The sequence below is a fragment of the Mesorhizobium sp. B2-4-1 genome (assembly GCF_006442185.1).
Classification (GTDB): domain Bacteria; phylum Pseudomonadota; class Alphaproteobacteria; order Rhizobiales; family Rhizobiaceae; genus Mesorhizobium.
The window spans coordinates 376,448-400,883 of sequence record NZ_VFVN01000007.1 but is presented as its reverse complement, the minus strand read 5'-3'; the positions used below and the strand labels follow the sequence as shown (position 1 = coordinate 400,883).

Genomic DNA, 24,436 nt, shown 5'->3' with positions numbered 1-24,436 from the left:
CGCGAGCATCGCTTGCGACAGCCGGCGGCGCGGCAATTGGCGCTTGTCGCCTCCTGGAAAGCTCAATAGTCTGAAGCAAATGCCCGGCCGCGCGGATACTGCGACGCGCCGGCGATGGAACACTCACCAAAGGAGAATAGCATGATCCGCAAAGCGCTCTGGCTTTCGGCGACTTCGGCATTTCTGGCGCTCTTTACGCTCGGCGGCCAGGCCGAGGACCGCGTCGTCAATGTCTTCAACTGGTCGGACTATATAGACCCCACGGTCATCGACGATTTCACCAAGCAGACCGGCATCAAGGTGGTCTACGACACGTTCGATTCCAATGAGATCCTGGAAACCAAATTGCTTGCCGGCGGCAGCGGCTATGACGTCGTCGTGCCGAGCGGCAATTTTCTTGCCCGCCAGATCCAGGCCGGCGTGTTCCAGAAGCTCGACAAGTCGAAACTGCCGAACCTCTCCAACATGTGGGACACGGTTTCGGAACGGACCGCCAAATACGATCCCGGCAATGAATATTCGATCAATTACATGTGGGGCACGGTCGGCCTCGGCTACAACATCAAGAAGGTGCAGGCAGCGCTCGGCACCGACAAGATCGACAGCTGGGACGTGTTCTTCAATCCGGAAAAGCTGGCCAAGCTGAAGGATTGCGGCGTCTATGTCCTGGATTCGCCGACCGACATCTTCCCGACCGCCTTCAAATATCTCGGCATCAATCCTGAGACCACGTCGCCGGACGATTTTGCCAAGGCCGAGGAATTGATGATGAAGATCAGGCCCTACATCAGGAAGTTCCATTCCTCCGAATACATCAACGCTCTGGCCAATGGCGATATCTGCCTGGCGGTTGGCTGGTCGGGCGACGTGTTCCAGGCGCGCAACCGCGCCGAGGAGGCCAAGCAGGGCGTCGAGATCGGCTACGCCGTGCCGAAGGAAGGCGCCGAAATGTGGTTCGACCAGATGGCAATCCCTGCCGATGCGCCGCATGTCGCCGAGGCACATGAGTTCCTGAACTATATGATGAAGCCGGAGGTGATCGCCAAATCGTCGAACGCCGTGCTCTATGCCAACGGCAACAAGGCTTCCCAGCAATTCGTCGACAAGGCGCTTCTGGAGGATCCCGCTGTCTACCCGGACGCCGCGACCTTGCAGAAGCTCTTTACGATCTCGCCCTACGATCCCAAGACCCAGCGCGTCATCACGCGCACCTGGACCAAAATCGTCACCGGTCAGTAGTCAGTCCGAGGAGGCCCGGCAGTCACCCTGCCGGTCTCCTTCTTTTCGATGGGGCAAAGCAGCAGGACGGAGTGGGCACATGAAATCGCTTGGCAGCATCCGCAGGGATTTCGCGCCTTGGAACGATCCGAACGCCAAGCCATACATCCAGTTCGACAATGTCTCCAAGAAGTTCGGCGACTTCACCGCCGTCAACAACCTCTCGCTGACCATATTCGAGCGTGAGTTCTTCGCCCTGCTCGGCGCCTCCGGTTGCGGAAAATCGACGCTGCTCAGGATGCTCGCCGGCTTCGAGGAGCCGACGGCCGGCCGCATCCTGCTCGACGGCCAGGATCTGCGCGGCATCCCGCCTTATCGCCGGCCGGTCAACATGATGTTCCAGTCCTATGCCCTGTTTCCGCATATGACTGTGGAGAACAACATCGCCTTCGGCCTCAAGCAGGAAGGGATGGCCAAGCCAGACGTCGAAAGGCGCGTCGCCGAGATGCTCAAGCTGGTCAAGCTCGAGCAGTTCGCCAAGCGCAAGCCGCACCAGCTCTCCGGCGGCCAGCGCCAACGTGTCGCGCTCGCCCGTTCGGTCGCCAAGCGGCCGAAGGTGCTGCTGCTCGACGAGCCGCTCGGCGCGCTCGACAAGAAGCTGCGCGAGGAGACGCAGTTCGAACTGATGGACCTTCAGCAGGAACTCGGCCTCACCTTCGTCGTTGTCACCCACGACCAGGAAGAGGCCATGACCATGGCCGACCGTATCGCCATCATGGACAAGGGCGAGGTCATGCAGGTCGCGACGCCGGCGGAAGTCTACGAGGCCCCGGCGTCGCGCTTCGTCGCGCATTTCGTCGGCAACGTGAACATGTTCGAGGGCAAGGTTGCCGAACGGACGGACAAGACGGCGCGCATCACCGGAGCGACCGGCGCCCAGATCCTCGTCGAGAATGCCGGCAATGCCGCCGCCGCGGGCGCCGATATCGTCTTCGCGATCAGGCCGGAGAAGATCAAGGTGTCGTCCAAGAAGCCGGCGGATGGCGTCAATGCGCTGGAGGGCGAAGTTTACGACATCGCCTATCTCGGCGACATGACCGTCTATCACGTCCGGCTGGACGACGGGCAGCTCGTGCGGGCAAGCGCCTTGAACGCGGCGCGCATCACCGAGGACCCGCTGACCTGGAACGACCGCGCCTGGGTCTCTTTTCGGCCGGATGCCGGCGTCGTACTGACGCGGTAGGGGGCTGACATGTCCGACATCGCCGCCACCGACGCCGCCCTACCGGCCGCGGCAAAACCGTTACTGGCGCGGCTGGGCGCCGGCTTCGTCAACCGTCTCGTCATCTTCATTCCCTATCTCTGGCTGCTGTTCTTCTTCCTCGTCCCCTTCATCATCGTCTTCAAGATCTCGTTGTCGCAGACGGCGATCGCCATGCCGCCCTATACGCCGGTGCTTGATTTCAGCGATGGCGTCTCCGGCTTCTTCGCGGGCTTTCGCGATCTCAACTTCGACAACTATGCCTGGCTGACGCAGGACGCGCTCTATTTCAACGCCTATGTCACCAGCCTGATCATCGCGGCGATCTCGACCGTGCTGACGCTGATCGTCGGCTATCCCATAGCCTACGGCATGGCCCGCGCGCCGGCGACGATCCGCCCGACCTTGCTGATGCTGGTCATCCTGCCGTTCTGGACCTCGTTCCTGATCCGGGTCTATGCCTGGATCGGCATCCTGAAGCCCGAGGGGCTGCTCAATCAGTTGCTTCTGTCGCTGCATCTGATCAACCAGCCGCTGGTCATCCTCAACACCTATACGGCGATTTTCATCGGCATCGTCTACTCCTACCTGCCGTTCATGGTGCTGCCGCTCTATTCGTCGCTGGAAAAAATGGATTATTCGCTGATCGAGGCGGCCAAGGACCTTGGTTGTCCGCCGACCAGTGCATTCTGGAAGATCACGTTCCCGCTGTCATTGCCCGGCGTCATCGCCGGCTGCCTGCTGGTGTTCATTCCGGCGGTCGGCGAATTCGTCATTCCCGATCTACTTGGCGGTTCGCAGACGCTGATGATCGGCAAGACGTTGTGGAACGAGTTCTTCGCCAATCGCGACTGGCCGGTCTCTTCAGCCGTTGCGGTCATCCTGCTGCTGTTGCTGACGGTCCCGATCATGATCTTCCAGCAAGCCCAGGCGAAGGCGCAGGAGCAGGACAAATGAACAGCAGCTGGAGCCGCTTCAACATCACCTCGATCGTGCTCGGTTTCGCCTTCCTCTATCTACCGATCGTGCTGCTCATCGTGTTCTCCTTCAACGAATCCAAGCTGGTCACCGTCTGGGGCGGCTTTTCGACCAAATGGTACGTGTCGCTGTTCCACAACCAAGGCCTCATGGACGCCACCTGGGTGACGGCGCGCGTCGGCATCATTTCGGCCACGGCGGCGACCGTGCTCGGCACGCTGGCGGCGCTGACACTGACACGCTACACGCGTTTCCGGGGCAGGGTGCTGTTCTCCGGCATGGTGTTCGCGCCTTTGGTCATGCCCGAAGTCATCACCGGCCTGTCGCTGTTGCTGCTCTTCGTCGCTGTCGGCCTCGACCGGGGCTTCCTCACCGTCACACTCGCACACACCACCTTGACGATGTGCTTCGTCGCCGTCGTCGTGCAGTCGCGCCTCGTATCTTTCGACCGCTCGCTCGAGGAGGCGGCGATGGATCTCGGCGCGCCGCCGGTCAAGACATTCTTCCAGATCACGCTGCCCGTCATCCTGCCCGCGATCGTGTCGGGGTGGATGCTTGCCTTCACGCTCTCGCTCGACGACCTGGTCATCGCCAGCTTCACCTCGGGGCCGGGTGCGACCACGCTGCCGATGAAGATCTACAGCCAGGTTCGTCTCGGCGTGACGCCGGAGATCAACGCCGCCTGCACCATTCTGATCGCGGTCGTCGCGGTCGGCGTCATCATCGCTTCGCTTGCCAACAAGCGTCGCGAGGTGCAGCGCCAGCGCGACGAGCAGGCCGCGCAACGCGGCTGAGCATGATCCCGAAAAGTGGGCACCGGTTTTCGCGGACAAACGGTTCCGTTTGTCGAGATCATCCTTGAACAAGAGGCCGAAAGGCGCTTATTCGCCCGACACGCCGCGGTTGATCGGCGAAATGAACGGCGTGCTCCATGTCCCCCCAACGAAGAAGGACGATTGCTTGGGGCCTTGCTGGCCGTTTGCCTGCGTGGCGACCTGGTCCGGCTGGATGACACCGCCTGACAGCGCCAGCCCCCGTCCGGCATAGGAGGCGATGCCGGAAAGCCAGATCTTGTACTTCGCCGAATTGGCCTCGGCCTTGTCCAGTCTCGCCACGCCTTTCGAGATGGTGGCCTTCAGTTCGGCGCCATCGATCGGCAGCGTCCCGTCCGAGACGTCATCGAGCGCGAAGAAGCCGCCCTGTTCGGTATGCTTGAGAAAGGCCGGCAGGTTGAACTTGCTGAGCGCGCCTGGCCCGAACGTCGCCGAAACCGAGCCGTCGGCGGTTTCAAAGATCGAGTCCCAGGTCCTGCCGGGCCCTTTGAGGATGACGGACACGGTCCCCGTGCCGACCGGCACCAGCCGCGTCATCCCGGCCGCCGTGCCGAAAGCGCCGCCATCGATATCGGAAGCCAGCAGCCGGATCTCGACCTGGCTGCCCTCGGGCTTGCGGTCGAAGCGAAGGCTGCTCTGTATGTTGCCGCCAAAGGCCGAGGCATCGGAAATGTCGAAAACGGACAGGCCATCCTTGACCTGCGCCGTGGCGGCGACGTCGGCAAGCTGGATGGAGCCGGCCGTGGCGTGCGCCGCCGACAGCCTGAGGTCGAGATTGACCCGGTCGGCGAAATTCGTGTCGACTTCGCTCGGACCTGCCCCGCTTGCCGGCCCGAGCGGCGTGAAGGCGGACAGGAACGACCTCAGATCGAGCGTGTCGAAGGCGAGCGTGCCGGAGATCACCGGCTGTGCGTCGCCAAGCGACAGGTCCAGCGCACCCATGCCTGGGTTATTGTCGAGGGAGAGTGCGGTGTTCTCGAATTTGACGCGCCCCGCCGTCGCGGTCACCTTGCTGGAGATGCTGACGGAGCCGATCGCGGCGCCCGGCGCGATATCGGCCTGCGACCATTCGAGCACACGGCGCAACGAGGGCGCTGAAAACTTGGCCTGGCCGTCGAAATAGGCGTTTTCGGACATGCTGGCTGTGCCGTCGAAGGAGAAGGTGGCGGGCGCCGCCTTGAACGACAGGGTGAGCGGCGCCATGCCGCCGGCAAATAACACCAGCGGCTTCGGCGATGCGGCATCCACGGCGACGCTTTCGCCGCGCCAGATGCCGGTCGCCGAGAGCGTCGCATTGCTGTTCATCGCCGCCCATGTCGCCTGGCCGCTCAGGCTACTCAGCACCTCTTCGTCCTTGCCGTTGACGGACGCCACCATGCGGCCGTCCCTGAACTCCACCGTGCCGAAAGTGTCGGCCGGTAGCTTGTCAAGATCGGGTTTGGCGGGGTCCGCACCGACCACGCCGCGCGCCACGTCGATGGCGCGTGCGATGCGGCCGCCGGTCGGAGCGGTGGGCAGGAACAGGCCGCTCGCCGTGCGCTGGACCCTGATCGTCGGCCGCACCAGCCGCGCCGTGGAAAACACCACGTCGCCGCGCAGCGCCGCCATGGCCGAGAGGTCGACCTCGACCCGTTCGGCCTCGACGACCGGCGGTGCGTCGACGTCGGTCCACTTCGAAAGCGTCACATCCGTCAGGATCGCCCGGAAGTTCGGCCAGACCTCGATGCGCGGCGAGCCTTCGATGGCAACCCGGAAACCGCTCCAGGCACTCAATTCCCAGGCGATACGATCGCGCACGATACGCGTCGAAGCGATCAGCGGCAGGGCGGCGACCACCAGCGCGATGACGATCACGGCAGCGCCGATCGCCCATGTTCCGCGTCGGATCAAAGATGATGGCATATCGCCCCGTATGCTTTCGTTCCGACAAAAATCGTCCGGCGGGTGTAAACCCGGTCGTCACCACGACTTCCAGTCGTCACCACGACTTCCAGTCGTCACTACGACTTCTAGTCGTCACTACGACTTAGGGTCGAGGCATTTCAAGTCTTTATGGCCCGGCGATGGCATTTGCGCACATCTGGACGCCTCGGCCGAACAAAATCTTGCTCTGCTGCGGCGCAATATGCATAAGCGGTGGCGATCCTGGGAGGACCCATCATGGCTGCCGAAGTACCACTCTGGACCCCGACGCAGGACCAGATTGACGCTGCGCCGCTGACCGCCTTCATGAAGGCCGCCGCTGCAAAAAGCGGCATATCCGTGACTTCCTATGCCGACCTTCACCGTTGGTCGGTGGCGGACCGCGAAGCGTTCTGGAGCCTGGTCTGGGATTTTTGCGGCATCGTCGGCGACAAGGGCAGCGCCGAAAGTGAGCGTGTGCTCGTCGCTGGCGAGAAGATGCCGGGAGCGGCCTTCTTTCCCGACGCGATGGTGAATTTCGCCGAGAACCTCCTGAAGAAGACCGGAGCAGGAGAGGCGATCGTGTTTCGCGGCGAGGACAAGGTCGAGCGCCGGCTGTCCTGGAACGAACTGCATGCGCTCACCTCGCGCTTCCAGCAACTCTTCTTGTCGCTCAAGGTCAAGAAAGGCGACCGTATCGCTGCGATGATGCCCAACATGCCGGAAACAGTCGCCGCGATGCTCGCGACCGCCTCTATCGGCGCGGTGTGGTCGTCCTGCTCACCGGATTTCGGCGAGCAGGGCGTTCTCGACCGGTTCGGGCAGATCGAACCCGTCGTCTTCATCGTTCCCGATGGTTACTGGTACAACGGCAAGGCGATCGAGGTCGCCGACAAGATCGCCGCGGTGGCCGCAAAGCTGGACACTGTCCGCAAGGTGGTGGTCGTTGACTATCTCGGCACCTCGGCCGATGTCGCTGATACGATCGATAAGGCCGTGGCGATGGAAGAGGCGCTGTCGCCCTTCGCGGTCAGGCAGGTCACCTTCGAGCGGCTGCCGTTCGCGCATCCGCTCTACATCTTGTTCTCGTCCGGAACGACCGGTATTCCCAAATGCATCGTCCATTCGGCCGGCGGAACGCTGATCCAGCACCTCAAGGAACATCGCCTGCACGCAGGCCTGCTCGACGGCGACCGCTTCTTCTACTTCACCACCTGCGGCTGGATGATGTGGAACTGGCTGGTGTCGGGCCTCGCTTCGGGCGCGACGCTGCTGCTCTATGACGGCTCGCCCTTCTATCCCAACGGCAATGCGCTGTTCGACTTCGCCGACGCCGAGAAGATGACCTTCTTCGGCACCTCGGCGAAATTCATCGATTCGGTACGCAAGGCCGGCCTCAAGCCGATCCAAAGCCATGATCTGTCGACCGTGCGCGCCATCTCCTCGACGGGCTCGCCGCTGTCGCCCGAGGATTTCCGCTTCGTCTACGACGGGATCAAGAAGAATGTGCATCTGGCATCGGTCTCCGGCGGCACCGACATCGTTTCCTGCTTCGTCCTCGGCGTCCCGACTGAACCGGTATGGACCGGCGAGATCCAGGGACCAGGCCTCGGCCTTGCTGTCGACGTCTGGGACGACGACGGCAAGCCGGTCAGGCAGGAGAAAGGCGAACTGGTCTGCACCAAGGCGTTCCCGGCAATGCCGATCGGCTTCTGGAACGACCCCGAGGGCAAGAAATACCGGGCTGCCTATTTCGAGCGCTTCGACAATGTCTGGTGCCATGGCGACTTCGCCGAGTGGACCGCTCATGGCGGCATGATCATCCATGGCCGCTCCGACGCGACGCTCAATCCGGGTGGTGTGCGCATCGGCACGGCGGAGATCTACAATCAGGTCGAGCAGATGCCGGAAATCCTGGAGGCGCTCTGTATCGGTCAGGATTTCGACAATGACGTGCGCGTGGTGCTGTTCGTGCGGCTGGCCGCCGGCGTTCAGCTCGACGAGGATCTGGAGAAACGCATCCGGGCGAAAATCCGCGCCGGCGCCAGCCCGCGCCACGTGCCGGCCAGGATCATCGCCGTGTCAGACATTCCTCGCACCAAATCGGGCAAGATCACCGAGCTTGCGGTGCGCGACGTCGTGCATGGCCGCGCCATCAAGAACAAGGAGGCGCTCGCCAATCCCGAGGCGCTCGAGCTGTTCAGAAACCTGCCGCAATTGGCCGAGTGACCGCCCCGCCCGGCATGGTTAATCAAATCTGCCGCGCGAATTTACCTAGATTTCACGAGTGGTACACATTCGTAAATTTTTTCGGGACCTGGTAAGGACTTGTTAAGGCCCGGCGTCGATAGTCGCACGTAACTTGAGGGAGAAATCCCGTTCCTCAGCCCCCGGAGGATCTGAATTCGCTCAAGCCCCCGTTGTGACAGCAAATCCCATCTTTCAAGGCGTCCTGTTGGGCGCCTTTTCTTTTTCAGGCGGTTGGATGGACGGGAGCTTGCCTATTCCGCAAGCACGCGCGTCGACGGGAACGCGATCTCGACCAGGGTTCCTTCGGCGGGCGTCGAGGTGATGATAAAACGGGCGCGGTTCGCTTCAACCATCGCCTTGGTCAACGGCAGGCCGAGACCGGTGCCGTCGCCGCGCCCCCGTTTCAATGCATTGATCTGTTTGAACGGCTTCAACGCCTGCTCGATCTCGGCTTGGCTCATACCGATGCCGGTGTCGCGCACGCGCATGACGACATCGCCTGATGTCTCATAGGCGGTCGAGACGATCACCTGGCCGCCGGCCTGGGTATAACGGATGGCGTTCGACAGGATGTTGAGGGCAATCTGGCGCACGCTGCGCAGGTCCGCCACCACTTCCGGCAGTCGCGACGCGAAGCTGGAGCGAATGATGACGCGCTCGCGGTTGGCCTGCGGCTGCATCATCGCCACCGTCTCGGCCAGTGTGTCGTTGAGCGACACCGCTTCATAGGCCATTTCCTGCTGGCCGGCCTCGATCTTGGAGATATCGAGAAGGTCGTTGACGAGATCGAGCACATGATTGCCCGATCGGTTGATATCGCGCAGGTAATCGCGGTAGCGGTCATTGGCCACCGGCCCGAATTTCTCGTCCACCATCAGTTCGGAAAAGCCGATGATGGCATTGAGCGGCGTACGGATCTCGTGGCTGATGCGGGCGAGGAAATCCGTCTTCTGCGAGGAGGCGCGCTCGGCCACCGCACGCGCCTGGGTCAGGTCCTCCTCGGCCCTCTTCCACTGCGTGATGTCGCGCACCACCGCGCAAAACCCGCTGTCGTTGGGCAGCCGGCCGATGGTCATGAACAGCGGAATGAAGCGGCCCTGCGCCTCGCGGCCGATGACTTCGCGGCCGTCGTTCAGGACGCTCGCCACGCCGGGCTCGGACAGGCTGTCGAGATAATCGCGCGCCGCGCGCTGGCTTTCGATGGCGAACAGCGAGGCGAACGGCTTGCCGGTCACGTCGTCGCTGTCGAAGCCGAACAGCGCCTCGGCTGGACGGCTTATGGAACGAATCGCGCCGTCACGGCCGATCAGCACGACGCCGTCGGTGGCGGTATCGATGATGGTGCGCATCTCGGCGATGCGCGCCTTGAGCTCGGAAATATCGGGCTGCGTCTGCTCGTCGCCGGCCGCATGCAGTGCCGCCGATGCCTCATCCTCGCCCGAACGGCGCACCACCAGCATCAGCGCCTTGCCGTCGCGCCACGGAACCGAACGCAGGATAGCCTCGATTGGAAATTCCTGCCCGCCATGCGTCTTCAGCCGCAACGCCCGGTCCGCGCCCTCGGCGGCGCCATCATGGCCATAGGGATCGGCAAACAGCGCGCCCAGCCCGCCGGCGTCCGCCAGTTCATCGAGCGTCTCATAGCCTGTCAGGACGAGAAACTCCTCGTTGGCGTAATGAAGTTCATCCCCGGAATGGATGAGCAGCGGCACGGGCAGCTTGCTCAGGAGCGAGGTGTCGGGAGCCTTGCTCTCGTCTCCGACCGCAAAGGCCGACGGCACGAACCCTTCGAGCTTGAGCGGAGGCACTTTGAGGCGTGGCCGCTCGACCGGAGCCTCCACCGCGTCGCTTGTGCCGGCGGCCCCCTCGGCGGTCGCGGCCTGCTCATCGGACGCGGACGCTTCCTCGTCCTCGACCCAGTCCTCACTGTCCTCGGCATCGCGAAAATCGGCTGATGTCATGCTCTCGTCGTGGGCAATGTCATCGTTGGTGCCGGTGACGGCCGGTTCGCCTGCCGCCGCGACGGGCTCTTCGCTCTCCCGTTCCGTCCGCGCCGCCGCCGGTTCGGAAGCCGGGGTCTCGTCATTGTTGTCGGCGATCGGCGCTGGTTCCTCGCTCCGCTCGGCATAGTCGAGCAGCGAACCCGTCACTCCGGCTACCGTGTCGGCGGGCTCCCCATCAGCCGTTTTGTCCGGCCGTTCGCCATCAAGCCGGGCGAGATCTTCTGCATCCTCGGCATCGACGTCGGTTTCGGACGGCTCAGCCGGTGCGGCTTCGCCCTTTGGCGCAAGGTTTTTGCGGGCGTCCGCTGGTTTCTCGGATGGCCCCGCCGGCGTTGCCGCCTCCGGTTGCCCGGCATCGTCCGGACCCGGTCTTTCGGCCTCCGGCTCGGCCGGGCTGCTTTCCTTCTTCAGCCGCTCGCCGATCTCGCGGAAGGCGCTGCGTTCCAGGGTCGACAGACCCTTGTCGTTAGCCGGCTGGCGATGTTCGGCCAGACGGATCACCTTGTCGGCAAAACGGCGTTCAGGCTTCGGCACGATGGTCAGCGCCGGCACCTCGCCCCGGAACGGGTCCGATGGCTTCAACTCCTCGGCCTTCGGCTCCTCGGGTGCGGGTTCGACCGGTTCCGACGCCGGGGGTGCCTCGCTGTTGGGCACCAGCGCCATGCCGATCGCTTCAGGATCGACAACGGCGTCGCCGGCGCGGGCGACGCCGAAACCGCGGAAACCCTCGAAGGCACGGCTGCGGCCATAGACGGGCAGGGCCGCTAGGTCGACGGGGATCTTCAGGTCCGTGCCGACGACCGGCCACAACACGGAACGGCCGGACCAGGTGTCGCGCCGCTCCAGGAGACCGGCGATCTCGCCGGACGCATCCAGCCCGAAGGCCGCCGCGACGTCCCTGAAGCGCCTGCCGATGACGTCCGCGGCCGGTTTGCCGACGACGTCGGCGAATTCCGGCGACAGCGCGCTGAACCTGCCCTCGGCGTCGGTTCGCCAGACGAAACGCAGCGGCGCCGCCGTGCGGTCCACGGTCCTGGCGGCCGGGGCTGCCGAAACAACTGGAGCCTGGGCATCGTGCTTCGCGTCCTCGGCTGGACCTTCGGCGGCAGCCGGCGAAAGTGCAGCTTCGGCGTCCGGCGCGGCTGGGCCGCGCGCATGCCTCCCGTCCTCGCCGGCATTGAAATACCAATGGTCGTGCTGTGCCCGCGTACCGTTTGCCGCCGGTTGTCCGGGTTCTGCCGCCGCCGGTTCCTGCACGGCCGCTTCGGCAGCGGCTTGTGCCTTCGGTTCCGAGATATCCTTGGCGACGGCCTGTGAGCGGTTACGTCCTTCCGAACGCTCGGCCGCTGGAGTCCCCTCCGCCAGCGCACGGTCGTCGAGCCTGTTTTCGTCGATCACCACCAGCAAATGTCGCTCAGGCGTCAGTCGGGCGAGGCCCGCCGGATAGGATGTGCCGCCGCCCGGAACCAGGCGCTTGACGATGCGGTCGCTCTCATTCGCGACGTCGGCCACCAGCGCGGCCAGCGTCGCGGGCTCGATGCCGAGCTGCGAAAAGCTCTCCGATGCCGCTTCGACATTGCCGCTGGCGTCGATGAAGGCGATGAAATGACCATCTTCCGTGAAGCCGCTGATGGCCCTGCCGGCGATTTCGGCCGCACTGCGCGAGCCGGTCTGGGCCGCCGGCACCGCCAGCATGATGGCGTTCTCGCCGTCGGGCAGCGTCACAGCGCTTGCAAGGAAGCCGATGGCGCGGCTGGTCATGCCGGTCGCCAGCCTGACCGTGATGCTTCGGTCGCTGCCGATGTCGGGAAATCCACTAGTTGCCATGATCTGGCGGCGGGCGATCAGCGGCAGCCGTGCCTCGGCGCCGATGATGCTTTCGATGTCGGGATAGCCGAACACTGCGGCACCCGGTCCATTGGCCCAGATCACTTGCTCCAGATTCGCCGACAGGATCGCGATCGCGTCGCCGGCGGCGAAGCGCTGGCGGACCGCGTCGAGCACGGCGACGTCAAGAAAGGAATATTCGGACGGCATGCGCTGGCGAAATCCTCATGCAGCGGGCATTTTTGCAGTTAACGCTTTGTTAATAAAAGCCGGCGGCGCGAAGGTCCACAAGCCAGAACGTGCATAGGCCTGAATTTCGGCTCTTGGTTAACGGCCGAGACGGGAATCTATGGTGCAGTGCAACAAAGATATTGCAATGCACAAAAATTGCCTTTATATTGCCATCATACATGAACGAGACGGCTTTCCGTCAAAGCCGCTACCGCTGAAAAGGATGGAAAATGTCCAGGACCAAGACTGCCGAGACCATCGAAAACGTTGAATTCCCGAGCTTTGACGCTTCCAAGGCCACCGACCAGATCCGCGCTTTCGCCGAGAAGGGCGTTGAGCAGTCGAAGGAGGCTTACGCCAAGCTCAAGACTGGCGCCGAGGAGACCCAGAAGGCCCTGGAATCCACATACGAGTCCGCCAAGACCGTTTCCAGCGACCTGTCGCTCAAGACCGTTGCCGCACTGCGCGCCAATGCCGAAGCGGGCTTTTCGCATCTCGAGGCGCTGATCGGCGCCAAATCGCTGTCGGAAGTCGTGGAGCTGCAGACCGCGTTCCTGCGCAAGCGCGTCGAAATGACCGTCGAGCAAGCCAAGGAGTTCCAGACCGTCGCCTCCAAGGCGGCCGAGGATGTCTCCAAGCCGATCAAGACCGTTTTCGAGAAGGCGATGAAGGACATCAAGGCCGCCTAATATTTGCGCATGATCAGAAGATGTAACAAAAGGTCGCATTTTCTTCGAAATGATCGTGTGTATGATGGCAGCCATCAACGAATACCCGGTCGGCGGAACCTCCTCCCTCCGCCTCCGGGGTGACCAGCCAGCACCTCCTCCCGCTGGCTCGTAACAGGAAAAGGCCGGCACCTCCTCCCGCCGGCCTTTTTCTTGTCCGCAGATCCGCTTCCATGTGGGCAAGTGACCTTTGCTTTGCAAAAGCCTTGAATTAAAATCCATAAGCCCGTAAGGACGCATCGCCGAACGACAGAGCACTCGAGGGGACTACGTTCCGCCGATCCCGCTCAGGCAAACGTGCCGTTGTAGCTCAGCTGGTTAGAGCGCCGGATTGTGGATCCGGAGGTCGCTGGTTCGATCCCAGCCAACGGTACCATCGGCTTTCCTCTAAACAACTGGTTTGCTCAATAAAATTTTGACCGTGGACTTCCGGGCTTGCTCTGTAAAGCGACAGCCTGCTCAGGCTGTCGAAACCGCCGAAGTGATCCATGTGCATATGCGTCACGAAGACGTGCGAGATTCGCAGGATTTCGCGCAGCGAAAGCGTCGAAAGCTCTCCGAGATAGAAAAGGATGGCCCTGTTGCGGAAGCGGAAATCCAGTAGCAGGCCCGGATCGGAAAAAGGTTCGTTTACCAAGCGCGGCTGGACAAAAAGCGTGACCGGGAGAAGACCGCCGCGAGCGATGCTGGCTTCCTCCGTTCAGCTTCTCTTTGCCCGACCGGCATATTGGTCGACCGCGCCGGCCATCTGGAGCATGAGTGTGTCCATGGAGATGGAATTCCCGCCATAGGGGTAGAAGTCGGATTTATCGCCTTTCTTCCATTTCTCCCGCAGCTCGGGTTCGGTGATGTCCCAGTCGCGATAGGTCCTTTGCGCCAGTTCGCGCAGTTCTGCGTGCAATTCGGCGGTGGAGGGGCGGCCCCAGTAATAGTAACCGTTGTAGACCTTGAAGACTTCGAGGTCCCGCCCGAGCACGATCGTGTGCGGGATCATCACGTCGTGCGTGGTGTCGGTGTATTCCTTGATGTCCAGGTCCTTCTGCACGAGCCGTTCCTCGTCATAAAGAAAGGGCCAGGGCGCGGAGGTCTGCTGGCGGTAATTGTTGGTCGTATGCCAATCATCCGTGGTGATCGTGACGAGCTGTGTGTAGCCGACGACCAATTGCGAGTGAAACCGCACCAGTTCGAGCATTTGCTGCCGGTCTTTCGGACAGAAGAACCCACGCGTCAGCATCACGATCATCAGCTGGTCGCCCTGCAGGTCCGACAGCCGCCGTGGTGTCTTGGTGTGGTCGGGAAGAACGTAGTCGGGGAACTTCGCGCCAGCCACAATGTCTTGTCTCATTTTCAGTCGCTCCCATCGATCCGGTTCTGTAACTCCCGAACAAAAGACCCCCCCCCATGTTCCTTGATTCCAGGCAAGCCGATATGACGGCCGTCTGCCGTCGAACCGGCGACCCCATCGAGAGCGCATCCAAGTCGAGTTCGCCATCGACGATCGGCTTGCCGCCCTTTTCCAAACTCGAGCTTCGACCGGTTTTCGGTGCCTGCTTTTGAGTTCGTCAATCACTCCCTTGATCATCGCTAAACGGATTTCCGCGTAACCGCCGTGTAGCGCGTGATGGCACCCTCGTCGGGATCCTGAAAATGCACGGTAGCGTCGGCTGCGGCCGAGAATCCGCCGCTTTCAAAGTGTCGGCTCGGGAGAACGTGTTGTAGCCCGGCAAAACCGCAGCGCTGATCCGTTCAGCGAATTCCGCTGGCCAGTCACCTGGCCGAAATACGGACGCGCCGGTCACGCCATGCGTGATGACCTTGGTCATTGCCAGCCGGGTAGGAAGCACGCCGCCAAAGAAATCTTTTGGGCCTGCGAGGGACGCTGCGGATGTTCCGATGATCCACACCTTTGGGCTACATGCCCTGCAAAAGTTCGAGATCATCACACATGCGGTGTAACGAACCAGGTCATTGGCCAGAAGCTGAGGAGGTGCCAGTATATGGACCAGCGCACGCTTTGCGCGGTTAGGCCATGGCCGTCCTCTAAATCGCGAGATTGCAGATAGGTCCCATCATGCCCCCTGCTTTTATGACATCGAAGTTGGCAACCGTCGTGGCGATGATTGCTACCGTCGCCATTCTTTACGTCGCCAAGGAGGTCCTACTGCCATTGGCAATAGCGGTCCTTCTCACATTTGCGTTGGCGCCGATTGTTTCTTTGCTCCGAAAGTTGAAGCTGCCGCGAATGATCGCTGTGCTTGGCGCGGTTGCATCGGCCTTCGTCCTCGTGTCGCTGTTCAGCCTGATCGTTGCCACGCAGGTGAGCCAGGTCGCGCAGGACATTCCGACATACCAATCCAACATCCTCGAGAAGATTCGGACTTTGAAAGAAACAGGATCCGAAGACGGCCTTATCAGCCGGCTCGGCAAGGTGTTCGAGCGCGTCAACACTGAGATAAACAAATCCCAATCCAGCGGGCAGGCAGATGTGGAGCAAACCACGAAGCAGCAGGATCCGCTTCTGGTTCAGATATTCTCGCCCCAGCGTCCGATAGAGACGCTGAGGAACATCATCGAGCCGCTGATCGGACCACTCGCCACGACCGGCCTTGTCATCATCGTGGTGATTTTCATGCTGCTCGAGCGTGAAGAATTGCGGGATCGATTCATCCGCCTTGTGGGCTACAGCGATCTCCATCGCACGACCCAGGCATTGCAGGATGCAGGCAGTCGCGTCGGACAATATCTGCTCATGCAATTGGTCGTGAACATCGTCTACGGCGTGCCCCTTGCGATAGGTCTTTGGTTTCTTGGCATTCCCAATGCCCTGCTATGGGGCATGTTGGCCGTTGTCTTGCGTTTCGTACCCTTTATCGGTCCGGTTATCGCGGCGGTGATACCTTTGTTTCTTGCCTTCGCAGTGGCTCCCGGCTGGAGCTTACTGGTATGGACTGGCGCTCTCTTCATCTTGGCAGAGCTCGTAATCAGCAACATCGTCGAGCCCTGGCTTTACGGCTCGCACACGGGCCTCTCGCCGCTGGCGATCATCGTAGCCGCCGTTTTCTGGGCCTGGCTATGGGGCCCGGTCGGCTTGGTGCTGTCGACGCCGTTGACCGTCTGCCTTGTCGTGCTTGGACGGCACGTGCCCCAATTCGAATTCCTGCAGATCCTGTTTGGCGATGAGCCGGTGCTTGACCCGAAGGAGCGTCTGTACCAGCGGCTTCTTGCCGACGATATCGACGAAGCCACCGACAACGCGGAAGAAATGCTCGAGGAGAAATACCTGATCGAGTTCCACAGCACGGTTGCCATTCCGGCGTTGCTGCTTGGTGAACAGGATCGGGCTCGGGGCGCGCTAACGGCAAGTCAGTTGGCGAACCTTGCCGAAAACGCCCGCACCCTGGTGGCCAATCTCAACGAGATCGCCGCGGAGGAAGAAGAAGAGGAAGAAGAAGAGCACGCGGAAAAAGAAGGCGCGAGCGCAGATCCGGGCGAAGAGGATGAGGATCAAGCCGAGTTTGCGCCTGATCTCCCGGATGGTGCTGGGAAGTCAGTGCTGTGTATCGGCGGGCGCGGAGACCTCGACGATGTGGCCGCTGCGATGCTCGCGCAGGTCATTTCGATCGAGGGTGCGGATTGCGCGGCCGCGAGCCACCGTGACCTCCTCCCCGCGCGGATCCGGAAACTTCCGCTTGAAGCTCGCGACGCAGTCGTCGTGGGCTTCCTCAACCGCGATTCGTTCAAACACGCGGTGTTCGTCGTGAGGCGCTTGAGGCGACTCGCACCGCGTGCACGCATCGGAATCGCGCTCTGGCACGACACCCATGACAAGCCCAGGGAGAATGCGGCGGGCCTCGCCGAGCAATTGGAAGCGGACTTTGTTGCGTTCAACGTGGTCGACTGCGTGACGGGTGCGCTTTCAAACGAAGAACCGCGTCAAGTGAAAAAGAGAAAGCAAAGAAATCTAAGGCGGCCTCGCGCTCGTCAGGGCGTGGCGGCGACGGTGCAATTGGACGATTCGTTGGCTCAGCCGGTGCGGTGATCGTCAACGGCACGGCCTCTTTTTGGACCAACTTCGGCTACCTGATAATGATCATGTGAGCGGTACCTCTGGCACCGGCAGGTAGTTTCGAAAGTTCGCTAGCAATCGCGCATCCACAGCGAACATCCGGGTGTTCGCTCTCCGTTCGACCTTAAGCAGATTCTGAAACAGCTCTTGTTCCGGCCCCAATTACGGAATCCTACCTATCTGTTACATTCGACGACGCGCGCTTTCGACGGTGTTCGAGCAGGAAGGGCGGTGCCGGATTATCTGCTGCCCGGCTTTCGCTGGGCCTGAAATCTAAACGGAGACGGGTGCGATCAACTCCAGAGAAACGAGTTCGCGCGCGACTTCGTCCCAGTCGGCGCAGATGGTTCGGGCGCCGGCCACGCGCAGTTTCTCGGCATGCCCCGGATAGGTGTGGCCGCCGCCGATGAAGCCGATCGCCGTCATGCCGGCGGCGACTGCGCCCTGCACGCCGAAAGGCGAGTCCTCGACAACCGCGCAGTGCTTCGGTTCGATGCTCATCTGATCCGCGGCGAACAGGAAGATGTCGGGGGCGGGCTTCCCGCGCGCGACCATTGACGATGAGAATATGTTCTCGCCGAAGAATCTCGCGAGCCCTGTGACCGAAAGGCTGTGATGTATCCGCTCCAGCGAGGAGGATGAGGCGACGCAGCGGGGATTGGACAGCCGTTCAAGGAAGGGCTTCAGGCCCGCCATCGGCTGCAGACTTTCGGTGAAGAGCGCTTTCACCTCGTCCCACAAATCCGCGGTCTGGTGCTCCTCAAGGCGATGGCCGGTCGTGAGCCTGATGCGCTCCAGGATATCGGTCTGCTTCATGCCGACGCATTGCAGGACCGCCTGCGGGTCGAGTTCCATGCCGTGTTTCGAATAGACCCGCCCGTAGGCAAGCGCCGCCAGCGGTTCGCTGTCGACCAGCACGCCGTCGCAGTCGAATATGATCAATGTGTCTTGCATGCTCGCTCCGGTTTGCGCGCCAGGTGTCACAGGCCGCGTAGCGCTTCAAGAAGTTCGTCGTGAATGAGCCCGTTCGAGCCGACCTTCTGCGTGTCCTCGTCTGTGGAGTCGACACCTGAAAGCGTGGTGACCTTGCCTCCTGCTGCGCGTAGCAGCGGCATGGCAGCCGCGTAGGACACGACGTCGGCCTTGATCGAAACCGCCGCATCGAGCTGGCCGGCGGCGACCATCGAATGTTCAAAGGCCCCTGAGACGATAACGCGCACGCCGCGCGCGCCGACGCCGAGCCGCCGCACGATCTCTGCGGTGCGCGCCACCTCCTCGGCCGAAAAGTGCGACGTCAGCACGACGGCAATGACCGCATCGGCCAGTCTTGCAGTTGTCGACACATTGGCCGTCTTGCCGTTGACGGTCGCGATTCCGTCGCTGGTGTAGTGCGCCTCGAAGCCGGCGGCGGGTGCGACGGTCAGGCCGATCTTCGTCGCACCCTGCTCCTGATAGGCCATGGTGACGGAGAACCACGGCAGGCCGGACGCGTAGTTTATCGTGCCGTCGAGCGGGTCGACGATCCAGCGGCTTTCGCCCAAGATTCCCGTCGTGCCGGCTTCTTCCGACAGGATGGAAGCTTGCGGCGTAAGCGCGCGCAGCCCGTCGATGACAATGCGCTCCGAAGCGAGATCGGCGGCGGTGACAATGTCCAGCCCTTCCTTGCGAGTGACGTCGAGGCGCTCCTCGCGCATCGACATCAACGTCGCGGCTGCCTTGCGTGCGACGGCATCGGCGTCTTTCAGGATTTGACGGTAGTCGCTCATGTTTCGTTTTTCCCGGGGTAGTCGACATCGGTGATGAAATCGTGGGCGGGGCCAAAATCGCCGATCGGGACGACGTGCGAAACGATACCGGTCTGCGGCGACCAGGCGTGCAGGGCGAAAGCCGGCGGTTCGAAGATGAAGCGATTGGGCTCGCCCGGACGAAGATCGAGCGCGACCTGGTGCGCGACGCCCGGCGCGACGAAGCCGACCGTGCCGGCAAAGCGCGTGGTGATGGGCCGGTGATAGTGCCCGCAGGCCACCCGCTCAATTTCGGCGTGGGACCTGATCATGTCGCGGAAGCCGTCGCCGACGACGCACATCATGATGTCCATGCCGTGCACGCCGACGGGAAAGGGCGGATGGTGCATGAAGACGAAGGTCGGGCGGCCGTCGCCCTCGGCGAGACGCTCACCGAGCCAGGCTTCGCGCCGCTCGCAGATCGCACCACCGTCCTCGCCCGGCTGCACCGTGTCCAGCCCGATAAGGCGGACCGGAAGGTCCTCGATCGTATAATGCAGGAAATCCGGCGACTGGCTCAGATAGGGGAATTTCGGCGCCATCACCTCGCGCATTGTCTCACGCCGGTCGTGGTTGCCAGGAATGACGAAGACGGGCATGGGCAGGGCCGACAGCATGTCGGCGACCAGCGCATACTCTTCCGGGCGACCGCAATCGGCGAGATCGCCGGTGACGAGGACGCAATCGGGCGCCGGATCGAGCGCGGCGACGGTCGCGATGGCGCGACGAGTCATGGTGTTGGTCTGGAGACCCTCATAGGCCATCTGGCCGTCGGGTCGGATATGAAAATCGCTGATCTGTGCAATGAGCATCGGGAGGTCCGGCAGTGTGAAGGGAGGGCTGACACAAGAAGGGCGCCACATCGGCGCCACCTTAAAAAGGGCGCGCCAGCCGAAGCCGGCCGGCGCGCGTGGCATGGCGACTTATTTCATGAGTGCCTGTGTTTCGGAGACGAGGCTGTCGAGCCCGTCCTTGATGGATACGTCGCCGCTCATGACCTTGCTGATGATCTCGCGCTGGGTGCGCCAGATGCGGACCGTGTTGCCCGCCGAATAGCCGGGCCACGGGCGCGACAGTGCCATCTGCTTGGCAACGGTGGCGTAATTCGGGTTCGCTTCGTAGAACGGGCCGAGATAGTCGGTCCCGGTGGCGGCCTTGTTGGTCGGGAGGTAGCCGCTCATCTTCACGACCTGCTCCTGCGCCTTGGGGCCGGTGACGAATTTAAGGAATTCCCAGGCCGCCTTCTGCTTTGCCGGGTCGGAGGCAGTGATCACCGCCGCGTTGCCGCCTGTGGGCAGGCCACCCTTTTCCTTGTCGTCGACCGGGAAGACCGCGGTACGCAGCTTGAATCGGTCGCCGATCAGTTCGGTATCCTGGCTGAGACGGGCAGGCGTATCGAAGAAGATGCCAATCTGGCCGGCGATAAAGGCCTGGCGCGACTGATCCCAGTCGATCAACGGCATGCCGGCATCGGTGACGAAGCTGCGGAAATATTCCAGCGCCTTCAGGCCGTGCTCGTCGCCGAAGGCCACTTTGCCGTCCTTGGTCAGCTCGCCCCCACCTTGCATCAACATGGCGTCCCAGAGCCATTCGTCGGGCCAGTCATGAATATTGTAGGCGAGGCCGGCGATGCCGGAACCGGTGGCCTTGATCTTCTTGGCGAGTTCCATGATGCCCGGCCAGTCGGTGGGCATGTTGTCGGGATCGCCCCCGGCCTTTTTAACCAGGTCGGCATTGTAGAACATGATCGGCATGGAAGCGTTGAAGGCCAGTCCGTAGAGCTTGCCGTCCACCCGGCCGAGGTCGAGAATGTTGCCGGCGTAGTTGGCGTCGCGCCATTCCTTCGACTCGGCGTCCATCATCGTGCCGAGGTCCAAGATCTGGTTGCGCGCCTTCAGCTTGCCGACCAGTTCATGCAGGACGTGATAGCCCGAATAATAGACGTCGGGCAGGTTGTTGGTGATGGAGGCCCGCAGCATGGCCTGGTGGCCTTCGTCGTAGCTGGCCGCCGGCGCGCGGAACTGGATCTTGATGTCGGGATGTTCCTTCATGAATTCCGCGGCCAGCGGCTCATGGAACTTCGCGAAGGCCGGGAATGCGTAGTAGACGTCGAGCGTCACGGGAGACTGGGCCAGCGCTGTCGACGCCGCTCCCAGCAATACGGCCGAGGCCGCGATGATCTTTGACAGGAATTTCATTAAGGCTTCCTCCGGTTATGCGATTTGCCCGATGCTCTTGAGGCGATGATGCCGCCTTGCCCCGCGAAAGGTGTGGGGGAACGGCGCGACCGGGCTTCTAGCCGCGCCAGTTGTCAGTTTTATTTCACGCCGGTCATCGTGACGCCCTCGATGAAGCGGCGGCGTGCGAACAGGAACGCGAGCAGCAGAGGCGCGGTCAGGATGGTCGCGGCGGCCGTCAGTGCGCCGTAATTGGTGCCGGCTTCGGCGTCCGAGAAGAACATCATGCCGAGCGGCGGCGGCGCCAGGTTGACGTCGGATATGACGATTAGCGGCCAGTAGAGGTCGTTCCAGTGCGCGACGAAGGAAAACACCGCGAAGGCGGCGATCGCCGGCATGGCGCTGGGCGTGACGATGCGCCACACGATCTCGAACTCGCTCATCCCGTCGAGCCGCGCGGCATGAATGATGTCGTCGGGGAAGGAACGGAAAAACTGCCTGAACAGGAAGATCGCGAAGACTGAGAGGAAGAAGGGCACCATCATGGCGAAATAGGTATTCAGCAGGTCCATCTTCGCCAGCGCGATGTAGATCGGCAGCGCCGGCACCTGTTCGGGCACGCATAGGCCGAGCAGGACGAGGACGAAAAGCAGGTTGCGGCCCGGGAACTTCAGCTTGGCCAACGCGTAGGCGCATGGGATGGCGACCAGAAGCTGGATGATGAGGATGCCGCCGCACACTATGACGCCGTTGAGAGCGAAGCGCAGCAGCGGCGCGCTGGTCAGCGCCATCGCATAATTCTCGAAGCCGTAGAAATGCTTCGGCCAGATCCTGAGCTGGGCGTTGAACACCTCTTCCGGCGGCTTGATCGAGGTCACCAGCATCCACAGGAAAGGCAGGAGAATGAAGGCCGCGCCGGTGATCAGGATGCCGTGAGTGATGAACAGAGAGGCGAAGCGTCGGCCGGCGGAGCCAGCTGGTGTGGTTGTTGTGCCCCCCATCGCGGGAGCAGTGATGGTTGTGTCGGTCATCAGTAATGCACCCTGCGGTCCATGACGACGGTCTGGAGGATCGAGAAGACCAGAATGAAAATGAGGAAGATGAAGGTGAGGACCGACGCATACGCCATGCGGAAGTACTGGAAGCCTTCGAGGTAGACTTTGTAGAGCAGGACCTCGGTCGATCCCACCGGACCGCCATGGGTCAGCACCGCCACCGTGTCGAACACCTTGAAGGCGGTGATCGAACTGGTGACGATGACGAACATAGTCGTCGGTCCCAGCAGCGGCCACGTGATCGTCAGGAAGCGGTCGATTTCGCCGCCGCAGCCGTCGATCTCGGCGGCTTCGTAGAGGTCCTTTGGAATGGTCGAGAGGCCGGCCAGGAACAGGATCATATTGAAGCCGACCAGTTGCCAGATGCCGATCACGGCAAGCGTCGGCAGCGCCAGCGAGGGATTGCTCAGGAAGGCGACCTCGCCGATGCCGAGCCAGCGCAGCACCGCGCTCACCGGGCCGAGGCTGGGGTGCAGCAGGAACTGCCACACGGTCGCCATGGCGATGAAGGTCGAGGTCACAGGCAGGAAGTAGATGATTTCGTAGAGTGAGCGGGTGCGCTTGCGGCGGTGAACGAGGACGGCGACGAGTAGCGACAGGATCACCGAGCCGGGCAGGACGATCGCGACGTAGACGAGCGTGTTCTTGAGTGCGCGGCGGAATTCCGGATCGGTCAGCGCGTCGGTGATGTTTTGCAGGCCGACATAATGGACATCGACCTCGCCGAGCTCGTAGTCGGTGAAACTGAGATAACCGAGCACGCCGAGCGGCACGAGGATCGTCAGCACCAGCAAAAGCAGGGCAGGCAGCGCGAAGCCGCCGGCGACCAGCCTCTCGATGAAGGCCTGCCGGGCACCGGGCCGGGCGGGCGGAGCGGGGACCGCGGTCAGGCTCATGATGCGCGCGCTCCCTCTGCGAGGCGCAGCTTTCCCTTGGCGGCGGTGGCCGCGTCTTGGGAAACTTGGGGTTCCACGCGGTTTCCGGCGGCATCGAAGACATGGCAGGCCGAGGGATGGAACAAGAGTTCGGTGTTCTCGACCTCACCGTCCGGCACGCCCGCGCCTATGCGCGAGGTCACCAAGATCCCAGGGAGCGAGGGAACATCGAAATGCAGGATCTTCTCGGAGCCGAGATGCTCGCTGCGCCGCAGCTTCGCCGGAAGCGGGACCTGGTCCGCCGACTGGCCCGAGACCGCGCCGGGCAGGATCATTTCCGGGCGGACGCCGATCGTCGCTTTCTCTCCGGCGGGGAGGGCGGTGCCGATCGGCAGAGGCTTTCCGAGCAATTCCAGCCGCCCACCGACCTCCACCGTCACGGGAATCAGGTTGATCGTCGGGCTGCCGATGAACTGGGCGACTTGGATGTTGGCCGGCCTGTCGTAGAGTTCGTCGGGCGTGCCGAGTTGAAGGATGTCTCCGCCTTCCATCATGGCGACCCGGCTTGACATGGTCATCGCCTCGACCTGGTCGTGCGTGACGTAGACGAATGTCGCGCCGAGTCTCTGGTGAAGCTCGGCCAGCTCGCTACGCATGTGGACGCGCAGCTTGGCGTCGAGGTTAGAAAGTGGCTCGTCCATCAGGAAAGCGGCGGGCTGGCGCACCATGGCGCGACCGAGCGCGACGCGCTGACGCTGGCCGCCGGAGAGCTGGGCGGGCTTGCGCTCTAAAAGAGGTTCAATCTGAAGTTGCGCCGCGATGCCCCTGACCTGCTTGCCGATCTCCTGCATCACCTTGCGGCGCCGGGACGAGAGTAGGCGGACGAGCGGCAGGCGCTCGTAGAGGCTAAGCCCGGTCATCGTCAGGGGCAGCGCCATGTTGTTGAAGACGGACATGTGCGGGTAGAGCGCGTAGCTCTGGAACACCATGGCGATGCGCCGCTCATGCGGCCTCAGATGATCGATCGGCGCGCCATCGACGAGGATCGAGCCCGAGGTTTGCGGCTCGAGGCCGGCGATGATGCGGATGAGCGTCGATTTTCCGCAGCCGGAGGGGCCGACAAGCGTCAGGAACTCGCCATCGTTGATGGACAGGTTGATGTCTTTGAGAACCCGGTGGGGCCCGAAGGACTTCGAAAGGTTCTTTATTTCCACTGCAGCCACGGGGGTTGCTCCGTTTCGCGAACAA

Annotated in this window: 16 protein-coding genes, 1 tRNA gene and 2 pseudogenes; 8 read left to right on the top strand and 11 right to left on the bottom strand. The window is 62.4% G+C overall.

The window, feature by feature from the left end; all coding sequences use genetic code 11:
• Positions 1-141 precede the first annotated feature (141 nt).
• From FJ949_RS20300 to FJ949_RS20285, 4 genes are all read left to right on the top strand, one after another.
• Positions 142-1,239 (top strand): polyamine ABC transporter substrate-binding protein, encoded by a 1,098-nt coding sequence (locus tag FJ949_RS20300; protein ID WP_140498525.1) that lies wholly within the window; start codon positions 142-144, stop codon positions 1,237-1,239.
• A 79-nt stretch (positions 1,240-1,318) separates the two neighbouring features.
• The gene (locus FJ949_RS20295; RefSeq protein WP_140498524.1) at positions 1,319-2,461 is read left to right on the top strand and encodes an ABC transporter ATP-binding protein; all 1,143 of its coding nucleotides are present in this window, start codon (positions 1,319-1,321) and stop codon (positions 2,459-2,461) included.
• 9 nt (positions 2,462-2,470) lie between these two features.
• A complete protein-coding gene (locus tag FJ949_RS20290; RefSeq protein WP_140498523.1) occupies positions 2,471-3,436 on the top strand; it encodes an ABC transporter permease subunit in 966 nt (321 codons plus the stop codon).
• On the top strand, positions 3,433-4,251 hold the full coding sequence (locus FJ949_RS20285) for an ABC transporter permease subunit (RefSeq protein ID WP_140498522.1): 819 nt from the start codon (positions 3,433-3,435) through the stop codon (positions 4,249-4,251). Before FJ949_RS20290 ends, FJ949_RS20285 begins: the two co-directional genes overlap by 4 nt.
• An 87-nt stretch (positions 4,252-4,338) precedes the next feature.
• Here FJ949_RS20285 and FJ949_RS20280 read toward each other — a convergent pair whose 3' ends face one another.
• A complete protein-coding gene (locus tag FJ949_RS20280) occupies positions 4,339-6,192 on the bottom strand; it encodes an AsmA family protein (protein ID WP_140498521.1) in 1,854 nt (617 codons plus the stop codon).
• 258 nt (positions 6,193-6,450) lie between these two features.
• On the opposite strand from FJ949_RS20280, the gene FJ949_RS20275 reads away from it, so the two are divergent.
• Positions 6,451-8,421 carry an acetoacetate--CoA ligase gene (locus tag FJ949_RS20275; RefSeq protein ID WP_140498520.1) on the top strand — a complete coding sequence of 657 codons (1,971 nt, stop codon included), beginning with the start codon at positions 6,451-6,453 and terminating at the stop codon, positions 8,419-8,421.
• A 272-nt stretch (positions 8,422-8,693) separates the two neighbouring features.
• Here FJ949_RS20275 and FJ949_RS20270 read toward each other — a convergent pair whose 3' ends face one another.
• Positions 8,694-12,482 carry a PAS domain S-box protein gene (locus tag FJ949_RS20270; RefSeq protein WP_140498519.1) on the bottom strand — a complete coding sequence of 1,263 codons (3,789 nt, stop codon included), beginning with the start codon at positions 12,480-12,482 and terminating at the stop codon, positions 8,694-8,696.
• Positions 12,483-12,733: 251 nt separating this feature from the next.
• On the opposite strand from FJ949_RS20270, the gene FJ949_RS20265 reads away from it, so the two are divergent.
• Positions 12,734-13,192 carry a phasin gene (locus tag FJ949_RS20265; protein ID WP_140498518.1) on the top strand — a complete coding sequence of 153 codons (459 nt, stop codon included), beginning with the start codon at positions 12,734-12,736 and terminating at the stop codon, positions 13,190-13,192.
• Between the two features lie 338 nt (positions 13,193-13,530).
• Positions 13,531-13,607: transfer RNA gene (locus FJ949_RS20260), tRNA-His, on the top strand.
• Between the two features lie 90 nt (positions 13,608-13,697).
• On the opposite strand, the pseudogene FJ949_RS31000 reads toward FJ949_RS20260, so the two are convergent.
• Both FJ949_RS31000 and FJ949_RS20250 read right to left on the bottom strand, forming a co-directional pair.
• Positions 13,698-13,868, bottom strand: a pseudogene (locus FJ949_RS31000) (MBL fold metallo-hydrolase); the annotation flags it as partial.
• Between the two features lie 63 nt (positions 13,869-13,931).
• On the bottom strand, positions 13,932-14,576 hold the full coding sequence (locus tag FJ949_RS20250; protein ID WP_140498517.1) for a redoxin domain-containing protein: 645 nt from the start codon (positions 14,574-14,576) through the stop codon (positions 13,932-13,934).
• A gap of 747 nt (positions 14,577-15,323) precedes the next feature.
• Here FJ949_RS20250 and FJ949_RS20240 point away from each other — a divergent pair.
• Positions 15,324-17,270 (top strand): annotated as a pseudogene (locus tag FJ949_RS20240) (AI-2E family transporter); the annotation flags it as partial.
• A 300-nt stretch (positions 17,271-17,570) separates the two neighbouring features.
• On the opposite strand, the gene FJ949_RS20230 reads toward FJ949_RS20240, so the two are convergent.
• The 7 genes from FJ949_RS20230 to FJ949_RS20200 all read right to left on the bottom strand — a co-directional run bounded on the left by FJ949_RS20230 (position 17,571) and on the right by FJ949_RS20200 (position 24,411).
• On the bottom strand, positions 17,571-18,251 hold the full coding sequence (locus FJ949_RS20230) for an HAD family phosphatase (protein WP_140498514.1): 681 nt from the start codon (positions 18,249-18,251) through the stop codon (positions 17,571-17,573).
• A gap of 26 nt (positions 18,252-18,277) precedes the next feature.
• Positions 18,278-19,063 (bottom strand): inositol monophosphatase, encoded by a 786-nt coding sequence (locus FJ949_RS20225; RefSeq protein WP_140498513.1) that lies wholly within the window; start codon positions 19,061-19,063, stop codon positions 18,278-18,280.
• Positions 19,060-19,893 (bottom strand): phosphodiesterase, encoded by an 834-nt coding sequence (locus tag FJ949_RS20220; protein WP_140498512.1) that lies wholly within the window; start codon positions 19,891-19,893, stop codon positions 19,060-19,062. The genes FJ949_RS20225 and FJ949_RS20220 overlap by 4 nt, the downstream gene beginning before the upstream one ends.
• Positions 19,894-20,004: 111 nt before the next feature.
• Positions 20,005-21,279: an ABC transporter substrate-binding protein gene (locus FJ949_RS20215; RefSeq protein WP_140498511.1), complete on the bottom strand. Its 1,275-nt coding sequence runs from the start codon at positions 21,277-21,279 to the stop codon at positions 20,005-20,007.
• A gap of 119 nt (positions 21,280-21,398) precedes the next feature.
• Complete coding sequence (locus FJ949_RS20210) at positions 21,399-22,259, bottom strand: carbohydrate ABC transporter permease (RefSeq protein ID WP_140498557.1); 861 nt, start codon at positions 22,257-22,259, stop codon at positions 21,399-21,401.
• Positions 22,260-22,288: 29 nt separating this feature from the next.
• Positions 22,289-23,209: a sugar ABC transporter permease gene (locus tag FJ949_RS20205; RefSeq protein WP_140498510.1), complete on the bottom strand. Its 921-nt coding sequence runs from the start codon at positions 23,207-23,209 to the stop codon at positions 22,289-22,291.
• Positions 23,206-24,411 (bottom strand): ABC transporter ATP-binding protein, encoded by a 1,206-nt coding sequence (locus tag FJ949_RS20200; protein WP_140498509.1) that lies wholly within the window; start codon positions 24,409-24,411, stop codon positions 23,206-23,208. The genes FJ949_RS20205 and FJ949_RS20200 overlap by 4 nt, the downstream gene beginning before the upstream one ends.
• Positions 24,412-24,436 lie beyond the last annotated feature (25 nt).